Annotated in this window: 25 protein-coding genes; all 25 read right to left on the bottom strand. The window is 39.1% G+C overall.

All coding sequences use genetic code 11. From position 1 onward, the window contains the following. Positions 1-78: 78 nt before the first annotated feature. Positions 79-471, bottom strand: coding sequence for a hypothetical protein (locus ACOH2D_RS11530; protein ID WP_449535308.1), 393 nt, complete (start codon positions 469-471; stop codon positions 79-81). A gap of 522 nt (positions 472-993) precedes the next feature. Then, positions 994-1,818 (bottom strand): DNA adenine methylase, encoded by an 825-nt coding sequence (locus ACOH2D_RS11535; RefSeq protein ID WP_449535309.1) that lies wholly within the window; start codon positions 1,816-1,818, stop codon positions 994-996. Between the two features lie 208 nt (positions 1,819-2,026). Further along, complete coding sequence (locus ACOH2D_RS11540) at positions 2,027-2,488, bottom strand: hypothetical protein (protein ID WP_449535310.1); 462 nt, start codon at positions 2,486-2,488, stop codon at positions 2,027-2,029. Next, positions 2,488-2,712: a hypothetical protein gene (locus ACOH2D_RS11545; protein WP_449535311.1), complete on the bottom strand. Its 225-nt coding sequence runs from the start codon at positions 2,710-2,712 to the stop codon at positions 2,488-2,490. Before ACOH2D_RS11545 ends, ACOH2D_RS11540 begins: the two co-directional genes overlap by 1 nt. 2 nt (positions 2,713-2,714) lie before the next feature. Continuing rightward, positions 2,715-3,956 (bottom strand): leucine-rich repeat domain-containing protein, encoded by a 1,242-nt coding sequence (locus ACOH2D_RS11550; protein ID WP_449535312.1) that lies wholly within the window; start codon positions 3,954-3,956, stop codon positions 2,715-2,717. Then, entirely contained in the window at positions 3,953-5,104 is a 1,152-nt protein-coding gene (locus ACOH2D_RS11555) for a hypothetical protein (RefSeq protein ID WP_449535313.1), read from the bottom strand. The genes ACOH2D_RS11550 and ACOH2D_RS11555 overlap by 4 nt, the downstream gene beginning before the upstream one ends. 5 nt (positions 5,105-5,109) lie before the next feature. Further along, positions 5,110-5,919, bottom strand: coding sequence for a hypothetical protein (locus ACOH2D_RS11560; RefSeq protein WP_449535314.1), 810 nt, complete (start codon positions 5,917-5,919; stop codon positions 5,110-5,112). After that, positions 5,916-6,380, bottom strand: coding sequence for a hypothetical protein (locus ACOH2D_RS11565; RefSeq protein ID WP_449535315.1), 465 nt, complete (start codon positions 6,378-6,380; stop codon positions 5,916-5,918). The genes ACOH2D_RS11560 and ACOH2D_RS11565 overlap by 4 nt, the downstream gene beginning before the upstream one ends. Beyond that, positions 6,370-7,239 carry a nucleotidyltransferase gene (locus ACOH2D_RS11570; RefSeq protein WP_449535316.1) on the bottom strand — a complete coding sequence of 290 codons (870 nt, stop codon included), beginning with the start codon at positions 7,237-7,239 and terminating at the stop codon, positions 6,370-6,372. The genes ACOH2D_RS11565 and ACOH2D_RS11570 overlap by 11 nt, the downstream gene beginning before the upstream one ends. Further along, on the bottom strand, positions 7,239-7,526 hold the full coding sequence (locus tag ACOH2D_RS11575; RefSeq protein WP_449535317.1) for a hypothetical protein: 288 nt from the start codon (positions 7,524-7,526) through the stop codon (positions 7,239-7,241). The genes ACOH2D_RS11570 and ACOH2D_RS11575 overlap by 1 nt, the downstream gene beginning before the upstream one ends. After that, a complete protein-coding gene (locus tag ACOH2D_RS11580; RefSeq protein WP_449535318.1) occupies positions 7,519-7,857 on the bottom strand; it encodes a hypothetical protein in 339 nt (112 codons plus the stop codon). The genes ACOH2D_RS11575 and ACOH2D_RS11580 overlap by 8 nt, the downstream gene beginning before the upstream one ends. After that, positions 7,857-8,066, bottom strand: coding sequence for a hypothetical protein (locus tag ACOH2D_RS11585; protein WP_449535319.1), 210 nt, complete (start codon positions 8,064-8,066; stop codon positions 7,857-7,859). The genes ACOH2D_RS11580 and ACOH2D_RS11585 overlap by 1 nt, the downstream gene beginning before the upstream one ends. Then, positions 8,067-8,576 (bottom strand): hypothetical protein, encoded by a 510-nt coding sequence (locus tag ACOH2D_RS11590; RefSeq protein WP_449535320.1) that lies wholly within the window; start codon positions 8,574-8,576, stop codon positions 8,067-8,069. A 37-nt stretch (positions 8,577-8,613) separates the two neighbouring features. Further along, positions 8,614-9,711: a hypothetical protein gene (locus tag ACOH2D_RS11595; RefSeq protein WP_449535321.1), complete on the bottom strand. Its 1,098-nt coding sequence runs from the start codon at positions 9,709-9,711 to the stop codon at positions 8,614-8,616. 7 nt (positions 9,712-9,718) lie between these two features. Next, a complete protein-coding gene (locus tag ACOH2D_RS11600) occupies positions 9,719-10,396 on the bottom strand; it encodes a DUF6046 domain-containing protein (RefSeq protein ID WP_449535322.1) in 678 nt (225 codons plus the stop codon). Then, entirely contained in the window at positions 10,396-12,405 is a 2,010-nt protein-coding gene (locus ACOH2D_RS11605) for a phage tail tape measure protein (RefSeq protein ID WP_449535323.1), read from the bottom strand. The genes ACOH2D_RS11600 and ACOH2D_RS11605 overlap by 1 nt, the downstream gene beginning before the upstream one ends. Before the next feature lie 185 nt (positions 12,406-12,590). Then, positions 12,591-12,884, bottom strand: coding sequence for a hypothetical protein (locus ACOH2D_RS11610; RefSeq protein ID WP_449535324.1), 294 nt, complete (start codon positions 12,882-12,884; stop codon positions 12,591-12,593). Beyond that, a complete protein-coding gene (locus tag ACOH2D_RS11615; RefSeq protein WP_449535325.1) occupies positions 12,884-13,297 on the bottom strand; it encodes a hypothetical protein in 414 nt (137 codons plus the stop codon). The genes ACOH2D_RS11610 and ACOH2D_RS11615 overlap by 1 nt, the downstream gene beginning before the upstream one ends. Positions 13,298-13,299: 2 nt before the next feature. After that, positions 13,300-14,529: a DUF2586 family protein gene (locus tag ACOH2D_RS11620; RefSeq protein ID WP_449535326.1), complete on the bottom strand. Its 1,230-nt coding sequence runs from the start codon at positions 14,527-14,529 to the stop codon at positions 13,300-13,302. Between the two features lie 32 nt (positions 14,530-14,561). Further along, positions 14,562-15,005, bottom strand: coding sequence for a hypothetical protein (locus tag ACOH2D_RS11625; protein ID WP_449535327.1), 444 nt, complete (start codon positions 15,003-15,005; stop codon positions 14,562-14,564). A gap of 20 nt (positions 15,006-15,025) precedes the next feature. Beyond that, a complete protein-coding gene (locus tag ACOH2D_RS11630) occupies positions 15,026-15,496 on the bottom strand; it encodes a hypothetical protein (RefSeq protein ID WP_449535328.1) in 471 nt (156 codons plus the stop codon). After that, positions 15,490-15,903, bottom strand: a complete 414-nt coding sequence (locus ACOH2D_RS11635) for a DUF5675 family protein (RefSeq protein ID WP_449535329.1) — start codon at positions 15,901-15,903, stop codon at positions 15,490-15,492. The genes ACOH2D_RS11630 and ACOH2D_RS11635 overlap by 7 nt, the downstream gene beginning before the upstream one ends. Further along, positions 15,900-16,226, bottom strand: coding sequence for a hypothetical protein (locus tag ACOH2D_RS11640; protein WP_449535330.1), 327 nt, complete (start codon positions 16,224-16,226; stop codon positions 15,900-15,902). The genes ACOH2D_RS11635 and ACOH2D_RS11640 overlap by 4 nt, the downstream gene beginning before the upstream one ends. Before the next feature lie 59 nt (positions 16,227-16,285). Beyond that, positions 16,286-17,188, bottom strand: a complete 903-nt coding sequence (locus tag ACOH2D_RS11645; protein ID WP_449535331.1) for a phage major capsid protein — start codon at positions 17,186-17,188, stop codon at positions 16,286-16,288. 7 nt (positions 17,189-17,195) lie between these two features. Then, a complete protein-coding gene (locus tag ACOH2D_RS11650) occupies positions 17,196-18,164 on the bottom strand; it encodes an HK97 family phage prohead protease (RefSeq protein WP_449535332.1) in 969 nt (322 codons plus the stop codon). Positions 18,165-18,308: the final 144 nt, after the last annotated feature.

The raw sequence follows: 18,308 nt of genomic DNA on the forward strand, positions 1-18,308 counted from the left end.
AGCGCGAATTAAAATTGAAGTAATGCTTTCATTAGAAAGCATCACGTTAGGATATAGCTATCCTATAAACAAACTGAATTATGCTCTTGGGGGTTGGAAAAGAGATTCCAGATATCTGGAATTTAATTGGAAAGTATAATAATTAAAATCTTTTTTTTCCTCAAACTTTAAGCGATCGAGTAGAAAAGAATTGGTTTTTATAATAAATACTACAGGATGACAACATTGATGATGAGAATGAACAGGCATATTTTCACTACCCTTATTTTTATGATGCTCTTCATTTTTTACATCTTTATCGATGTAATCTTCTACTACATATTCAAAGAAAGAGTCGCCATAAACTTTATGGTCTTGATAATGGGAAATAAAATTTGAAATTTTCTGAATCGGTTCACATAAGTCCATATCTTGACTAATTCCCTGAAAAAGGAAAATAAACGACATTGATATGGAAATGAGTATTTTCATAAAGTTTGACAAAGATACAAATTAATGAGTGCAATGGTTGTGCAAAACTCAAGCTAAAATAGATACACTTTCGTCTTTAATTGAAAAATTTATCTCAAAAAGATAACCTGCTATAACTAAAATATTCTGGTTTTGAGATCAGGCTGTAATTAATAGAGAGAAACCAATAAGGTCCCGTATCACAATTCGAAATCGATAGACATATATTAAAATCAACAAAAACAGAGTATTAATTTTTAATTAACAAAATTCATTAAATATTCTTCTATTTAATAAATTCTGAACAATCGTCAGACAGTTTATATGTTCCCGCGCCTTGTTGGTATACCAAGGATGCTCCCAAGTGCCCTGTATATAGTAAGCCTAAAAGAGCAATTATTAATAAGGAAAAGTAGATTGGTTTTATAATCGAAAAATCAAAATACCCACTTTTTCTAAACGAAATGCCCATTTTTTGACCAATAAAAAAAGCGTTTAAATGAGGTTTAACCAGCATTTAAACGCTTTTTAAACTATACAAATCTACTTAAAAAGCATGATATCAGTATAGCTTGAGTTATAATTAACAGACGTGTGCATCTCTTGCTTATTTGCATCTGCAAAAGGATTAGTGGTAAGCGTTGTATTACCAACCCACTCACAAAGCTCAATGATGGACGATTTGTTAGACGTGAAGTAAAAGTACCTATGATCTTCCAAAACGTTTAAAACATCAAGATAATCCACCAAACTCCAATAGTTCTTATAAGTTATGCTTGTCGTCTGCAGGTATGGCGGATCAATTAAGAACACAACCTTTTCATTTCCTTTGTACTGCTCAAATAACTGCTTATAGTCCAGTGATACGATCTCCAAGCCATCCAAGTAGCCCTCAGCGGTGTAATCGCTCTTCCTGACGCAATTATATAACGTGCTCTTCAATAGCTCATCATAATCTAATACGTACTTCATGCTGAATAGCAAGGATGAAGACAAAGTAATATAATCTACATACTTATATTTTTGCTCATGCTGCTTTACGAGCCCTAAGACACTATAACGATAATGATCAATGACACGCTTGTCTTTTGGGTAATCGTTGAGCACGCGCCTTATTTTGCCTATCAATTCATTTGTTTGAGCAATTGCATCGATGTGCTCCCTGTAATTGTCGAAGTCATTGTAAACAACCTTAGCATCAGGGTAATGCTTTTTAACGGTATGTGATAACAAACCGCTACCTCCAAAGAGATCAACGTAAACCGCATCTTGCGGATAAGCCCCTAAAGCCGTCCTAAATTGTTTTAAAAATTTCCTTTTTTGACCCATAAAAGGTAAGGGAGCTGTACTGTAAACTTTGTTTTTCATTTGATTTAATTTTACTGTTCGTTTATGATTGATTGATTGAATGATGTTCATTATATTTGTGGCTCTCAGGCCAAAAAAAAAGGTGCAATAACACCCAAAAGATAAGAGCATATTTGCCCTCGTCTTGGTGTTATTGCACCTTTACTAATTCCGTTGGCCTGAGAAACTAAACGGTATTAGAGATGGGGGTTTTTATACCCCAATTATTTTACTTATTAAACTCCTTGATAAACTTATAAGCAATAATTATAAAGGCTATTGAAGCCAACGTCACGCCTATAATTGCCGTGACTGACAACCCTCCAGATGATCCAACACTTTCAACAGCATCAACACCAGTGACCCTAAAGATTAATTGTAAAGCCACAAGGAAAACCGCAAAAAACGCCATAAGCCAATCCTGCTGCGCTTCTTTTCTTGCAGGTTGTGACCACTTCGACTTAAACAGCTCGGGTAACTCCCACAAGAATGCACCAAACAACAGCACGCCTATTAATTTCAAGGCCAGCAAAGGCCAGGCAATGGAAATGCCAGTTATCACAAACAATAACACGGCTTTTACTACGATGTAATGCTTTTGTTTGTCATCATCATAGGTGGGCAGTTTTGCGCTTGCTTTACTCTTGGTTTCTAAAAACCACTTTGAAATTCTGTGGATAAATCTTTTCATTAATTATTTAGTTTTAAGGTTAATTCATTTTTGTAATCTTCAATTTTGGCAAGGTCAAAAGCTTTGAAATTAAAGAAACCCTCTACTGTTTTAATAGTGTCTCGCATCATAAAGTGATTGATTGACACACCTCTTACACCTTCTTGATTAGGTTCTAATACGTGGACTATTTCCATGTTGTCGTAGATGACATCAACTATTTCATTTTCAAAATTATTTTCCATTTTTATGCGTGTGTTACTGTGTGATTATATTGATTTTGTAAAACATATACTTTCTCCCCTTGATTAGCAGGTGTGCCGTTAGAAACTCCTTGAACATAACCGATTGGAGCTTGTTTTATCCCATTGAACAGTCTTGTTTTAAGTCCCCAACTTATATTCCTAAAACGATATGGATAAACACCTCCGAAACTTGATGAATTATTAACAATATTGCCATTGGTTGTGCATAATTCATAGAAGGCATCAATAAACTCATTGAACCTTAAATTGGTTTCAGCAAGCTTATCCATAGTCAGCATATTTGAAAGAGAGTAAAGATACTTCCACGAGTCTGCTATGTCTGAAATAATACAGTCTGAGAAATCAAATCGTAATTGTCTTAATTTTTTTAAATTAGACCAAACAGGAATTGATTTATTTATTAGCAGTGCTGAGTCAGAGCCAACCTGTAGAATTTCTAAATTAGACAACTCACCTAACTGAACAGGTATTTCAGTAAAAAGATTACCTCTGACAAACAAGGAATACAGTTTAGTACATTCTGAAATACTATCGGGTAGTTTCTTAATGTCGCAGTGGTTAACACCAAGCGATTCTAAGTTGTTTAATTGATTTATCTTAAAAAAATTTGAGCTTATTATATCTGATAAGTCATAAGAACTATTGATGCTTAACGTGTGCAATGTGGTATTAAAAAGAGTATCGGGCAATTTTGGGACTTTGGAAGACATCACTTCTGACACCGTGTATTCTTCTAAGTTTTCAGGAAAAGAGTCGGGTATAGATTCTATTGTGAAGCATCTTTGATACTTAATTGAAGTTATATTTGGGAAAAAAGACGTTTCACTAGGTAAATTACCATATATATACAATCGATTTACATTTATACCCTTTAGTAGATTTGGAAACTCAAATTCAAATGAAATGTTTCTCATTCCAATAAATCCATCATTATAGATATGATTATGAATGTGTCCAACAGGGGGATTGTCAGCGTATGAGTATTGGGCATAGTACAGAGCACCTGAAACTTCAAATACCTTAGACACTATATTCCCATCTCCATAATTGATAGTAATAGAATTTGGCCCTATTGAAGTAAAAGTAAAAACACCCGTTTTGTCGTTATTATAAGCGTTTTTCGGAAAAACATCTCCCTTATATTGATATACAAGTGTGTTTACCCTCCTTTCAATCATATTGCCATCAACAGATAATATATTCCCATCTATACTGTATATCATAGCACATCAGAATTAGAACTTGACACCCAACTATTAGTGTTGTTGTCAACTTTTAAATAAACTGTATTTATTCCTTTACAAACAACCTCGAAGCCTCGAACAGCATCAGGGTAAGTGGTGTTTAAATCAATCTTGGACATGGCTATTGACTGTGCGTCTCTGAAAGTTCTTAACTCTACGATTTTCCTTGAACCTGCATTGCTGTGCTCGTTTACTGTAACAATTTCCTCCTCCACTAACCCGTTGAATTCTGGGCGATAAAGCGACCCCCAAGTGTCTGAAATGAAATATCCATACCCTTCTGTTGAAAACAATACCCTTGCAGTTCCCTTAACTCCAACTGACCCCCCCGCTGTTGGGAGTTTAATTGGCAGTCCATTGCCTATTACAGATGAGCTGTTGTGATTTACTCGCACCTCATATTTAGTGGATAAATTCAAGATGTGAAAGTCCTTTTTTCCCCAAACGCCATTCAGTATTGCTTGAGCGTTCTCATTTTTGAAAACCAATAAATCAGCAGTAACCTCTAGGTTATTATAGTTGCCTCCAGAGGTTATTTCTTGAGTTGTAAATAATGGCTTTTTATCATCCACATATTTCTTTGTAGCAGCTTGCATATCTGTAGTTGGCGCAGGAACTATTGGCGAACTACTGAACGTCTTGACGCCTGCTACAGTTTGCGCAGTCGTCAACCTCAAATACTGAGTGTTAAAATAAGCCAACAAATTAGCCTTAACCGTCGAAAACTTCCACCGCGCCAACTTCGACCCATCAGCACTATCTAGTCCAGCAATCTCATCAGAATCGACAATAGTCTCTTTTTCGAGCGACGCTTTAACTGCCTCCTCAGTAAAATCTCCATCACCGCCAATATCAGGCTTATCGGCTAAATCATTATAACTACCACTAGTGGCAACCAAAGCCAATTCAGGGGGATTTACCAAATCATTATAACTCCCACTAACCGCAACCGCAGCCAATCCCGCAGCATCAGCCTTAGCACTCAAGCTAGTATCCAACCCATCAATAGCCGACTGAGGTATCTTGTCATCCTTATGAAAAAAGCTTTCCCACGACGCCCAAAACTGCGCCTGCGTCGGTTTTAAACCTGTTTTAAACCAGTTCTTTATTGTATTTAAACTTGCCATAATTATTAGTTTCCTGTGAAAATGATATATGCTAAAGTGTAATATGGGGGTCTGTTTTCGTGAGCCTCGCCTGATCCTAATGTATTGGTTTTACCTTTATCGGCTTGAGCATTTGTACCGTGTAGATTATATCTATGATAGTCGCCCTGTCTGTCACCGCTAACTTTAACGGTATTGGAACTATTTACTTGGGTGTTAGTTCCATCATCGACATATGCACCTCCTACGGTGTGAAATGAGTGGCTAGGGAGTTGCGGTATAGACAAACTGACCTCTTTTGCGCCTCCAGTTTTACCAATGGCGTTATAATCTGCAACGTCAGCATCATAACCAACAACAAACCGCCCTTTAAGGTTTGGCCTGCCGTCAATACCATCACATAATTTCCAGCCTGCAGGAATGCTGTTTATAGCACCTGCATACATGCGCACCTCATTAAGAAACAATGCGCTACTCAATGGAAAAATCCTTTTAAAATCAGCCCAAGCCACCGAATTAACGCCTGTTCCAAACGTAGCGTGTCGTCTATAAAATGTTGGCTTTTGATTACCATCTAAAAACAGAATGCTTTCAGTCGTTTGCACAATGACAATCGTGGTCTGAACATTACCACCTTTAAACTCGATCAATTCGCCATCCCAATAGATCACACCATCGGTAACGGTAGAACCGCTCACAACACATCCCTGAACAATGGCTCGGTTTCCTAAAACACTGCCTAAGGACTGCAGTAAATTGTAGTTCTTTTGCATCTCGCTAAAAGTCTGCGTCTCTAAACGATAACCGCCTACTTGATCAAAATCTATTCTATTCATAACTCTAATATTGTGTATCGTTTTACGCCTTCTTTATAAAAATCTACGTGCGCCCTTAATTCATAGGCTTGTGTTGTGGCTATTGAAACAGGCACGAACACATTAAAATCAACCCCTGTGTCACTTGTTTCATCTCTTGAAAAAATAAAGAGCGATCCTAAAAACTCAGGTTTGTTTTCTGCTGGCGTATGGATAAACTTTGCGTCGTACAAATTGCCATTACCTATATAAATCCGCCTTAATTCGGGGTCAAATTTATCATTAAGTGATTTTCTTAAAGAGCAGACCTGACCTGTATGTTCCATCATATACAAGTTGTCAATCCTATTGGAGTGCCAATCGTCATAAATGGAAGCAATGGGAGCGACGCATGTTTTTATGAAGGCCGATAATACAGGCTTCCTTAAAAATGTCGGTAGCAGCTCAACGCCCAATTTTAGAAAGTCAACCCTAAACCACATACGTTATAGTATCAAAATTCACAATCTCATAATAGCCACTTTCAGGCACACGCTTAACGCTGATTCCTGTAGGCGTTCCATAATCGGCAATGGTTGGATCAATCCAACTTGATGATGCCGATACTAAGTGAACATTTACCACGCCTTCTACAGCTTGCAATTTGTCAATCAAATGGGTTAAGATCAATTCGCCATCAAATGGCAATTCCTTCATGTATTCCAATAAGGCGGTTTCAACAGGTTTGCCACCATTTTTAATGCTATTGCCTTGTGAGTCCAGGACTAAGGCATTTCGATAAATAACCAAGTCCAATAATAGCTTATCGGGTAAATTATTAATGACGTTAATATTCGTTCCTGCCCATTTAATGTCCTTAAAATAAGCCACGATACTATTGCGTTGCTCGTCCGTTATTGGCGCTAATTTGCCACCAACTTCGCCCGCTATCTTTACAATGATGCGTCCAACTTCATCCGAATCTGTGACGGCACTTTGTTTAATGATTTTTGAAGCTTCAACCAATTCGGTAGGAATACCTGTATTATCATAATAGTCCTGATCGGTTACTAAATCATGTCCATATTGAAAGGCTAAAGCTTTGGTGCGATACCATTGCAAACGCCCGGACTTTTGTTTATTAATCTGATCGGATATTTCCTTTTTATGTTGACCAAATAGTAACTCTAATAAATAGATAGCATAGGCAATGACATCAAACAATACATTTTCAAAGCTCACTAATGAAAATTGTTGTTCAAAGGTTTGACCTTCCACTAATCCATAAGCTTCACTTATATAGGTATTGGCAATAAAGCCAGTGGTCAATTGATTCTTAATATCGATGCGTGTCCTTGCCATTATTCTACTATAAATGTTGATTCAATAATCATTTCGCCAATACCTGCGTTGTCAATTTCTGCAATGGCTTCATAAGTCAATGCCGTGGCAGGTTCATTAAATGGATTGAAAAATCCGTGTACTATCTTATTTGTTACTGCAGTTGCTTTTACAATGTCGCCAATTACCAATGGATCAGTAATACTGAGGTTGTTCAGCACGGCCATTTCCAACGCATTATCAATACTACCTGTGTATTGTGTTACTTTGTCCAAAAAGGATTGCCCTTGTTTTGTCACATTACTCATAATAGGCTTCAATTTTCACGTTATTGATATTGTACAAATCCAAGGTCTTAATCTTGAGTCCGTCCATTGCAAACTGTTCTCTCACATTATGACGGTATTCCAATAATTCTTCGCCTAATAGATTATCATCAAAACCAATCCCTAAGGTTGGATTCGCTTTAAAATCGTTCGGGTGCGCTATCATGATAAAAGCCTTGTTTTGTTCCAACGTATTGCCAATAACAAACCCGCTGACAATCTTACCCAAAGCGTCACGCACTGGAGTAATCTTTAAATCCAAAACCTCACCGTCGTCATTATTATCAATAACCTGAATTGCCCTGTCCTTCATTATTCCAACTTACCGTTAAACGTTCCTGTAACTGCGCCATTTGGAGCAACTAAACCACTTGTGTACTTAATGGTCGCAGTCTTAACATAAGTATCAATATCGTCAGATAAGCGGGTTGCAAATTCTTCAATTGAAGATTCTTCACGCTGCATCATATCCGTAAGGATGCCGATAATGTTATTTTTCAAATCTGCTTTATTAAGTGCCATTTAATTCGCTTTTAAAATCTGTTTAAATTTGGTGGTCAATTCTTCTATTTTTAATACCGTCGGAGGTAAAGCGGTTCCACTAGGTCCCACAGGTGTAAAAACCTTAAACTCCTTTAATAATGTGGTCAACAAATCAAACAGTTCATACAAACCTGTGTTTTCATTTTTAATCATAACCTTTTGATCGGTGCTGTCTATTAAAAAATCCAATCCGTTTTGCTTGTAGCTTATCTTTTCAACTTCATCCACTTTAATAATGGTCAGGTTGTCCAGTTGTCCTGTCAAACTCATCATTAAAATAGTGCTGCCAACTTTTGGTACCAGCATGAAATAATCCCCACCTTCAGTAATTGTCGCTTTCAATTTGACATCACTCAGCACTAAACCACTGGCTAATTGTACTGAGCAATGATCATCTTGAACCGCGTTAACTATGGCAGTTATTGGGAGATTTGGATTTGCGCCCACAATCTCCCTTAGCTTTTTTTTAATCTCGCTTAATTCTGCCATATTTATTACCCACGAAAGTGGGTATCTCTCTTTTTATTTAACTCAACTTTATTCCTGGTGTTATCGTCCTAACGCCACCCGCTTCACTAACCGTCGTAGTGACGGACTTCACATAGTAATAAGCGGTTTTATCAGGGTAATCTTCATCTTTTATGCGTGCTGAATAGGTAGGTTTGACCATGGGGATTAGCCACGTATCATATGTGCCTTCGTAACCTGCAGCACTTTGTTTTAAAACTTCCGCATTGGCGATACGCTTCATGGATGCCTGATCCATTGCGCCAACTTTTAAAGTAACTTTATCGCCTCCAGTAGTACCTGAAACGACTTTCCGAACATTGCCTTTAATGTCCGTGCTTTCAATTGTGACTTCTACTTTAGAATCTAATTTGTTCTTATACTCTAAACTGGAGCTTTCAATATTGTACTGCATGGAATACAGAGCTTCGCCGCCCTTTTCCAAATAGGGGCTATGAATGTGCAGCTCCTTTTTTTCTGCATTGAAATAAATGTTGGCCTTAGTTTCTTCCTGCAGCTTTTTCAAAACATCATAAGCCGTAGCTTGATGGATTGTAAATTTTTCATAATTGATATCGTAATCGCATTTTAAGGTAAATGAGGGGTCAATTTGATTGATAAGATATTGTGCCACTTTTGGTAATGATGTCGGTTTCATTTCAATATCTGCCACACCTTTTCTAAAAAGAAATAAGGAATCTTCACACAGTATTTTTAAAGAACTATCATTAACGGTCACATCTTGAACATAGCCAACAAACTCGGTTTGCAAATCATTGTCATAGCCTAATTTTATAAGTACCTCCGTGCCACGTTCCACTTTGCCTTCTAGTTGTAAAACTTCATTCATAACCGCTTCGGGCAAAACAATAGTTGCAGTATCTGATAAGTTGTCCACGCTTGAGATGATTTCACATTCGGCCATAAGTGCCAACTGGTAGCGTTCGCCCTTAGTTTTAAATTCAATGTACCAGTCAATGTTAAGCATGTCATTTTTAATTAAAATGGAAAAATTGTCAACACATTTTGAATTGTCGTCTAGGTCGGTTGTGTTTCCGAATCCCACTAAACCAATCATCCCGATCAGTAAAGCAATGAACGCTGCTTTCGCTTTCATAAAGTTTTTAATCGTCTAATTTCAATAGTAACTTATAATCAAAATCACTGTAGGCTTTAATCTCGTAGGCCTGTACGTTTTCGCCCTTTGTAAATGGAAAACTGAACTCTTCAATAACAATCTGATTGATGCCTAATAATTGTAATGGCTCACAAAACACCTTTAAAGACTTTGGAGCGGTCATAAAATTTCTAAGCTTTTCAAAATCCGCTATTGGGAAACATTCGGAAACATTACCTGTCAATATGGATCCAATCAAAACACCTGTAATTGTGATTTCGTAATCATCCTGCGTCCATCTTTCTTTGATGGTACCACCCAATGAGATCCCGCCTGTTTGTGTGCTTTTCGCCTTGGCTACATGTCTACGCACAATGGAGTTCTTACCATTGATAGAAATCATAGGCTCATAAGGCAGCAAGTAATTCACACCGTCATCGCCTTTAAATGAAAAGGGAAAAAACTGATCTGCAGTATTCAATGACTTATCAGCTGTCCATATTTCAGCGTTAAAATCGGCGTCTATTTTATGAATCCCTTGTTTGTCCCTAAACCCTAAAAAAGGAATAGGAGGCAACACATGTTTCATCAATTCATTTTGAACTGCAGTAAACCTAGGTATGCTGTCAGTTACTTTTGATCCCATGATGGCCGAGAATATAATGCCTGCTTTATCTGTTATCATTAACTTCCTGCTGTTGTGGCCATAGCCAATGTTCGTAATAAGGCATCTGTACTTTGATCCTGCATTTGTTTTGCACTGTCTTTAAAATCTTTGCCCTGAATGTTCAGCACATCAATCAATGACTTAATGCTAATCGTGATATAATTATGTTTGGTACCACCTGTAGCAATAGCTGTATTTGTTTTCGTGCCTTCGCCTGATCCGTCGCCACCTAAACCGCCACCGCCCATATGAGCACCTGCAATAGTAGGATTGGCAATACCACCTTCATCAACTTCCAACTCTGTTTTCATTTTGATGGAGCCCGCAGCTTTTCCAAAGGATTTAGCGGCTTCAATAGCAGTTTCAGACACTTCTTTAGCCTGATCAATAATTGCTTTTTTACGAGCTTCAGTATTGGCTTCTATTTGGGCAATCATTTTTTGATTTTCGGAACTGTTACCTAAGCCAACAGCCTCCTTAAATTCATACCACCCTTTTTTAATCAAATTAATCCCGATCATAAATCCATTAACAAGCGTCATAAATTGAAGCTTTGCGCTGGATATGAATAGTTCAAATAAGAGCTTACCACCGTTTACCGTGTGTTCCCAAGCTTCGCCCCAACCTTCTGTTTTCAATACCACCCAAGCAATGGCAGCACCAATGGCTATTATAATTGCAGGGATTAGGAATATAGGCGACATAGCTACGTTTAATGCCCATTGCACACCCGTCCAAATACTTGTGGCCGTCGTGACAATTCCTGTCCAGAGAGCTTGCATTTTAGTAGCACTGGTTACAAAGCTGATCACGCCACCAAAACCGCTAAAAATTGGGATCAGGTTGGAGATGTCAAAAGCCATAGCCCCTAATTCAGCGGCATAGCCTAATGTTCCGCCTGTGGCTTCAAATAAGCTAATTTTAAGATTATCAATGTATGCTTTCAAACGCTTAGCTTTCTCCGCAGGCGCATCCATAACAATTGCCGCCTGCTCATAAGCTGTATTGGTGTCGGTAATTTGTCCTTTTAATTGTTCCTGCGCATCAATACCACTAATCAAGGCTAAGGCTGAGTTGCTGTTGGCACGTCCAAACAACTTGGTCACTAAAGCCGTATCATTCATGATTTTCTTTAATGGCTTTAACCGTTCGGTAAAGTCAAGGGTTTTATCGCCCAAAACGTTCACGTCAACCCCTGCAGCTTTTAATTCCTTTTGAATGTCTTTTGGTAAAAATCGACCTGTGGACAATATGGCTAAGGTGTTCCGCAAGGCAATACCACCTTCACTACCACGTTGCCCTGCTTTATCCAATACCTGTATAGCTGCTGCATGTTCTTCAAAGCGAAGGCTAGCGGCCTTGGCGGCCATACCTGATTGTTCCAGTGCAGCCTTTTGTTGTGGCAGTTCCGCAGAACCTTCTTTAGCTGCAGCAGCCATAATGTTCATCATGCGCCCCATTTCTTCAGTAGCTTTCATTGGGTCCTCCAATGACACTTGGTACTGGTTCATGGCCGTAGTCAAAACGTCCGTAGCTGCGGTAACGTTCCCGCTCATTCCTTTACTTAATATCTGAATATGATTACCCATGCCCTGTAAGGCTTTAGGAGCTTTACCAAGTTCAGGAGTTAATTGAGATAGGATGAGCTTGTAAGCTTCTACACCGTCGGCAGCGTCGCCACCAAAAGTTTTGGAAGCTTCACGTGCGTAACCTTCAATTTCTTTAAGCTTATGACCTGTAACGTCTGTAATTGCTGATAGGTCGGCTAAGGAGGAACTGAGTTTTAATCCTGGTGCTGATAATGAACTTAACCCTGCAGATGCTGATTGTATGTTTTGCACAAACGCATTAATGCGCATGCCTGAAAACTTGGAATTGATCTTATCCATGGCATTGCCAAACTTAACACCTAAGGTGTTGACGTTTTTATTAACCAAATTGACGCCTTTATCCAAACGCTCAACGGACGCAGCGACTTTGTCGGCATCCGATTGAAATTTAAGAATGTAGTTAAGCGTATTATCCATTTTGGTTTGTTGACAATAGGATGTTTAAGATTCTGGATTCTCCAGTTTTCGTATGTATTGTAATGATTTCACTTCATGCGCCCATTCCATATCCGTGAGGCTGTCAGGGTCATTTATGCCGAAATAGTAACGCAATTGTGCGTTACTAATTCGGATAAAGTCATTGGGGTTTACTACTGCAACCTCTAAAGCTTTTCCAAGCTCGACTCAGCAATTTGAATGATGCTTGCGAGTTGACCACTGGCAGACATGAATAATGAGTCCTTAGTTTTGATCTCGTCGTCGCCAGCAAGCCAGCAATTTTCAAGGATGTACTCGTTAAACTTCATCGGGTCTTGTGCGCCAACCTTACTTGCATAACTCAGCGTTTTACGGTCAGGACTTCGTAGATAAGCAACCTTATCTTCAACGTTCAGCTTAAAAACGGCTTCGTGCTGTTTTTTCCAAGTATCAATTTGTTCTTGTGTGATTTCTGACATTAGATTACGTTTTTGATTTTTAGACATACAAACGGCAGTGTCACTTCCATGAACTTATCGCCTTGCTTTAACTCTTTGGCAGCTTCCGTAAAACGAATGCCCATTGCGCGATCTGTAACCAACATATCGCCAGCACTTGGATTACCATAAGCAAATAAACCATCTAACGATAAGCTTAAAACGCTTCCTTTACCTGCTTTAACCAAAGCTTCATAATCAGATTGCAACATGGAAATCTCCCCTTCATAGGCAACGTTTCCACTTTGTATTGCTACAGGATAACGGCCTTTGGCATAAATGGCTTCACGCTCTATTTTCTCACTGTACTTTACAGAGCGAATCCCTGTAATATCCTGACCGCCTAGCAAAAGGGTTAGGTCAGCCCACTCGTATTGTCTACTATTGAATGCCATAGTTAATTATTGTTTAGTTCAACCGAAAAGCCCAATAACACCTCAATGAACTCAGCGTAACCTTTAGGTCTCACTTTCAATGTCATTTCAATGCGGTTTGTGGCTGCCACGTTGTTGGTTAGATTAAATGCTGCCTTAACGCCTGTATCCTCAGGATTGCTACTGTCTTTTGAGAGCTCGCCTCTATCGGTCATCAAAATGGAGATTTCACGTTCCACATTACCTTCTACGTCTTTTGCGTAAATAGGGTCAATGGTTCCAGAGTTGGTCAAGTCAAAATCATTTTGGATTTCATTGCTCAAGATGTTATGGGCAATTCTGAACGCTTTGTCGATCACTCGACGTCTGGCTAACTTTTGATAGTCATCAGCAATGTCCGTCGCCAATATGCCATCAACAATATAATAGCCTGATTTTCTTGCATGTGTTCTAAAGGTCATGTAACCTTTATCATGAAGAGCCTCTACGTCATACTGTTCTACAGGTTCATCCACAATAAAAGCGGTCAGGGTTTTTAACGCGCCTAACTTTACTTTAGCAGGGCTTTCCTGTACACTGATCTTTGCCAATCTACCCGCCAATACGCTTGTAGATGCGCCGTTAACGGTCACGTCGCCTGTTCTTTTTTCGGTATTACCGATGAAGATGCCGACGCGGTTATTGCTTTCTGCAGTCAAGTCAGCAAGATCAATGGCATTGCCGTTAAAGCCGTAGCCTTCCAGTACGACAAAAATCGGCGTGTAATCCTGAGCGGTTACATTTTCGGCCAAAGTTTGTGCAAGTGATTTCGCAACCACAACATCCGCATCAATCCCTGCAGTAATGACAGACACATAAGATACATCAGGAGAAAAGGAGGTAAACAATGCAGTCAAACGACCATTGGAAGCGTCCAACAATAATTCAGCTGGAGTTCTTCCAGTCGCCACTGCAGGTGCAAACCAATCGCTTAATTTGTCAGTTTTTGCAAAACCCATGAGCCAAAGCTCTGTGCCTTCGCCAGCCTCTTCGTAGAATTTTCGCAACCACGTGTAAAGTGTGTAATTGTTGACATCTGGGAGGATGCCTAATTTTGCTACGTCACTCATTCCTTTGAGTGTGTAGGGTGTGTTTAAATCAAATTTATCGACAACAGCAACTGCTGAGGCTAACAAACCAAAAACACCGTCAGCAGATGGTACAACTGTACCAATATTGCCATTATCGAACTTAATATTTATTCCTGGTAACATAGTATTGTTTTAACCGTTTATAATTCCTTTTTTTAAACAGCTTTTAAAGCTTCAATCTTAGCTTCGCCAGCCTTTTTAACTGACTTTGCAGTTTCGCCTTCCAAAGCTTTTTCAACAGCTTCAACTGTCTCTAATTTTTCAAGAGCTTCAATTCTCAACTTCGCTTGAGCCATTGGGGTCAAGGTTTCAGAAGCGATTTGTTGATCAACTTTATCAGATTTAGCGTCTGTTTTTGGAGCTTCATCTTTTGAAGCTTCAGTAGCTGGATTTGGTTTTAGGCTTTTCACCTTTTTAGCCTTTACTTCACTAATGACTTCATCAACCATTAAACTGCCTCTCGTCACTTCTTTGATCGCTTTGTTTTTCAAACCGCGAGCGTGAACATGAGCGTCTTGGTCTCTAAAAAACTTAACACCATCCGAAGTTTCGTGATAGCTTTTTAAGTCTGGATTTTGTGTGAAAACGTTGTTTTTCATGAATGTAATTTTATAGTTTGTTATTTTAAAATGAGTTTTTTGGCAATCCCAAAGGCAAAGTATCCAAGGCAAATCCCACCAATCCAAGCCAACATTTTAATGTACCATGGCACATAAGGATAGGGTTTGGTTGTAAGCTGTTTTTGTAAGTCCAAAAGTTGCCGTAACATGGTCGTTTCCTTTTCCAAGTAGGTTATGCGCTGTTTATATGCGACACATTCACAAACGGCCTCAATATTATCGCCTGAGCGTTTTAGGCTAATGGTGCTATGGCCTATTGTTTTCTTAACTGGGATATCCGTTAATTCCGAAAATGGCAACGTGATAAAACTCACGGCACCTGGTATCGTGATGGTAGTATCTTTTTTATGATACTTGACTTCTGTCCACGAGCTGTCTTTAACCGTGTGAATGGTTTCCGTCGATGGCTTAACCGATCGGCATCCTGCCAAAACGGTAAATAACATTATATATAAAAGGAGCCTTAACATGCTACTATTTCTATTTCAAAGTTGGAGGGCATAAGTGCCAATAAATCTGTAAGTGTAGCCTTGCTACTTGTGACGTCTTTTAAACCGTCCTTATTTAGGTCTGCTAGTCCTTTTCCGACTAGGATGCAACCGAGAATGTCGGTGTAATAATTGCCTGCATGGATCAATATCAATGATCGGTCAGGCACGTTGGTCAAATGAAAATGGTTTTTGAATCTTGCACTGTTACGTCGCACTACTTTATACGTGCCTTCAGGAATGCAGCTTACTTGAAACTGGTTATTCTTCCAAGGCAATTCAAGCGTATGACAAGTGTAAACAACACGTTTTCCATCAAGAACAAAGAGTCTGCCCAAGGTTTGTTTTTTACCGTGATCGTAACGCTCTATTTTAATTCTTAAACTCATTTTTCTTTGCCGTTTAGCTGTTTAAACTTTCGTATTTCTTCAATCAGATCAGAGTTGGAATCTTTCAGTTTCTTCATCTCTATCAATAATTCAGAGTTCATGACCATCAGTTGCCTGTATCTATCCTCTAATGCCATGATTTCTTTCACGGCTTGCGCCAATCTCATCGACATATCATCAAGTACACCTTGATAATAAGAAGAGGTTTTGATCTCGTTGTCCAGTTCCATGGACTTCAATTCGCGCTTTGTTTTGGCGCGACTTCCAAACCACGCAATTAAAGCGGTAACTAGTGGAATGAGGTATGGGGATAGTTCTTGCATAAGTAAAAAAGAAGGCTACTGCTACACGCAGTAGCCTTACAGTTAGATTTGGGGATTGCTTATCTGATTGCTCCAATTTTACGAGCCATATAAGGCACTGCTATATAGTAGTGTCTATATGCCAATTCGTTGGCTTGGCCTCGCGCCGTTGGCTTGTCAAAATATTGACGTGTTACGCCAGTCTTTTTGCCAATCGCTTCTTTTACGAAGATTACTGAACCTTCAGTATCGCCAGACTCAAGGATCGCTCCGTATGGCTTTTTAACACCTAAAGCTGTGTACTTTGGGAATTCCCCTTCGTAGGTATGTATTTCAAAACCTGCTACAACAGGGTTTGGTTTCCCTTTAGCATAATCAACGAGTTGATTACCGAAGTTTTTACGATCCAATAGTAGGTCGTTCCAGTGATCGTTGGTCAACACCAAACGGCATTGTCCAAAACCTTTGCAACGTCTTTTGGCTGCAACTAAATCCTCATAAGTAAGGATCAAACGGCCAGTTGAATCTGTTTGTGCATCAGCACCACCAGTTACAACTAACACAGGCGTGTTTGGCGTGTCGCCCGCTGGAGCAATGCTGTGCAACGCCTTTTGAAACTTCGCAACTAGCATAGCACGGATGTGCGACTTCGTCACTTGGTCAATTTTGTCATAAGACGCACCCATAACAGCATCATCAGAAACGCTTGTCACTTTAGTCTGCAATTTGTCTAAAGTGATTTCGATGGTTCCATCTTCGTACTCCTGTACTGCAATTGGGTAAGTTGTATTGTTGATCAATACATCTACTTCAAACTCTGTAGTAGGAACGTAGATTTTGTTTTGCTCGGTCAATGTACCCGCGTTGATTTGCGTTACATCGGCGGCAATTTCTGGAATACCTTCAAGGAAGGTAGCCATGTCTGCATTAGTTAGGTGTTCAATGATTCGACCTAACCATATTTCTGGGAAATTTGCTGGCATCTTTTATTTAGTTTTTTGGGGTGAATAATGCTTGATAAGCCTCTGGGGTTTCAGCTTTGAATTTCAATTGTGCCTCCAAAGACAACTTTTGAAAGTCCTCAGCGGTTTTAACCTCTGACGCTCCACCAGTGTTTAAAATCTGTGCAGCTAATGAAGCTTTCACTGGGAAGGCCTCTAATGTCGAATCCAATAAAGATTCGTTGGCAATACCTAAGTTGACAAAGTCTTGCTCTTTTGGAGCTAAAGACGGATTGGCTTTAATGGCAAGTTTCACCTTGTTTTTAATAGCCTCAATCTTTGCCTCTTCTTGGGCTTGTGTGATTGCTGATAGCTTTAATGTAGCCGCGTTACGCTGTGCTTCCAACTCAACAATCTTTGCGCTCAACTCTGCGCCTTCGTGCTCTAATTCATCAGCTTTAAAGCCTAATGCTAAAGCAGCTAATACAGTTAATGTAATTTTCATATTTATTTCGGGTTTTTTCGGTGTGTTCGGTACTTCTTCAAAGTCAACTGGTAATACAGATAAGCAAAGCGTTTGTGCTTCCTGATCAGATAGTGGCGTTTTAGAACCATCCATATACAGACGGATAGAATTGGCATTGCTTGGAACTGCAACAATGGAGACTTCATAAAGCTCACATTTTTCTAAGATCAGTTTACCAGCAATCAGTTTTAAGTCTTCACGATTGAAGACAATTCCCATACTACAGGAACTGATAAAACCACGCTCAACTTTGCCCTCAATAACAGTTACGTTACTATCCTCACTATCAAATAAGGGTTCACCAGAAAGCAAGCCTTTGTCTGCCTTGACATTCACCCATTTTCCCAATACGCCCTGCGTACTGTTATTATGGGAGTCAAGCATTACTGGATTCTTCTTGAACCGTTTTAAGCTAATGCCAGATGTAGGGATAGAGAATCCGTAACTGTTAGTGGTTTGTTCATCATTGAAGATGAAGGGCTTTTTTGACATCTTACTTCATAATTGTTTTGTTATTGTTGACTAAGTCAGAGGACAAATATTGACTTTATAAAAGCGGGGTGCAAAAAGTTGAGAACAGCGGTAACACTAATGTTAATAAGGGTTACACTCATGTAACAGAGGGTTTCAGGTTTT

Source organism: Gelidibacter sp. (assembly GCF_053579655.1).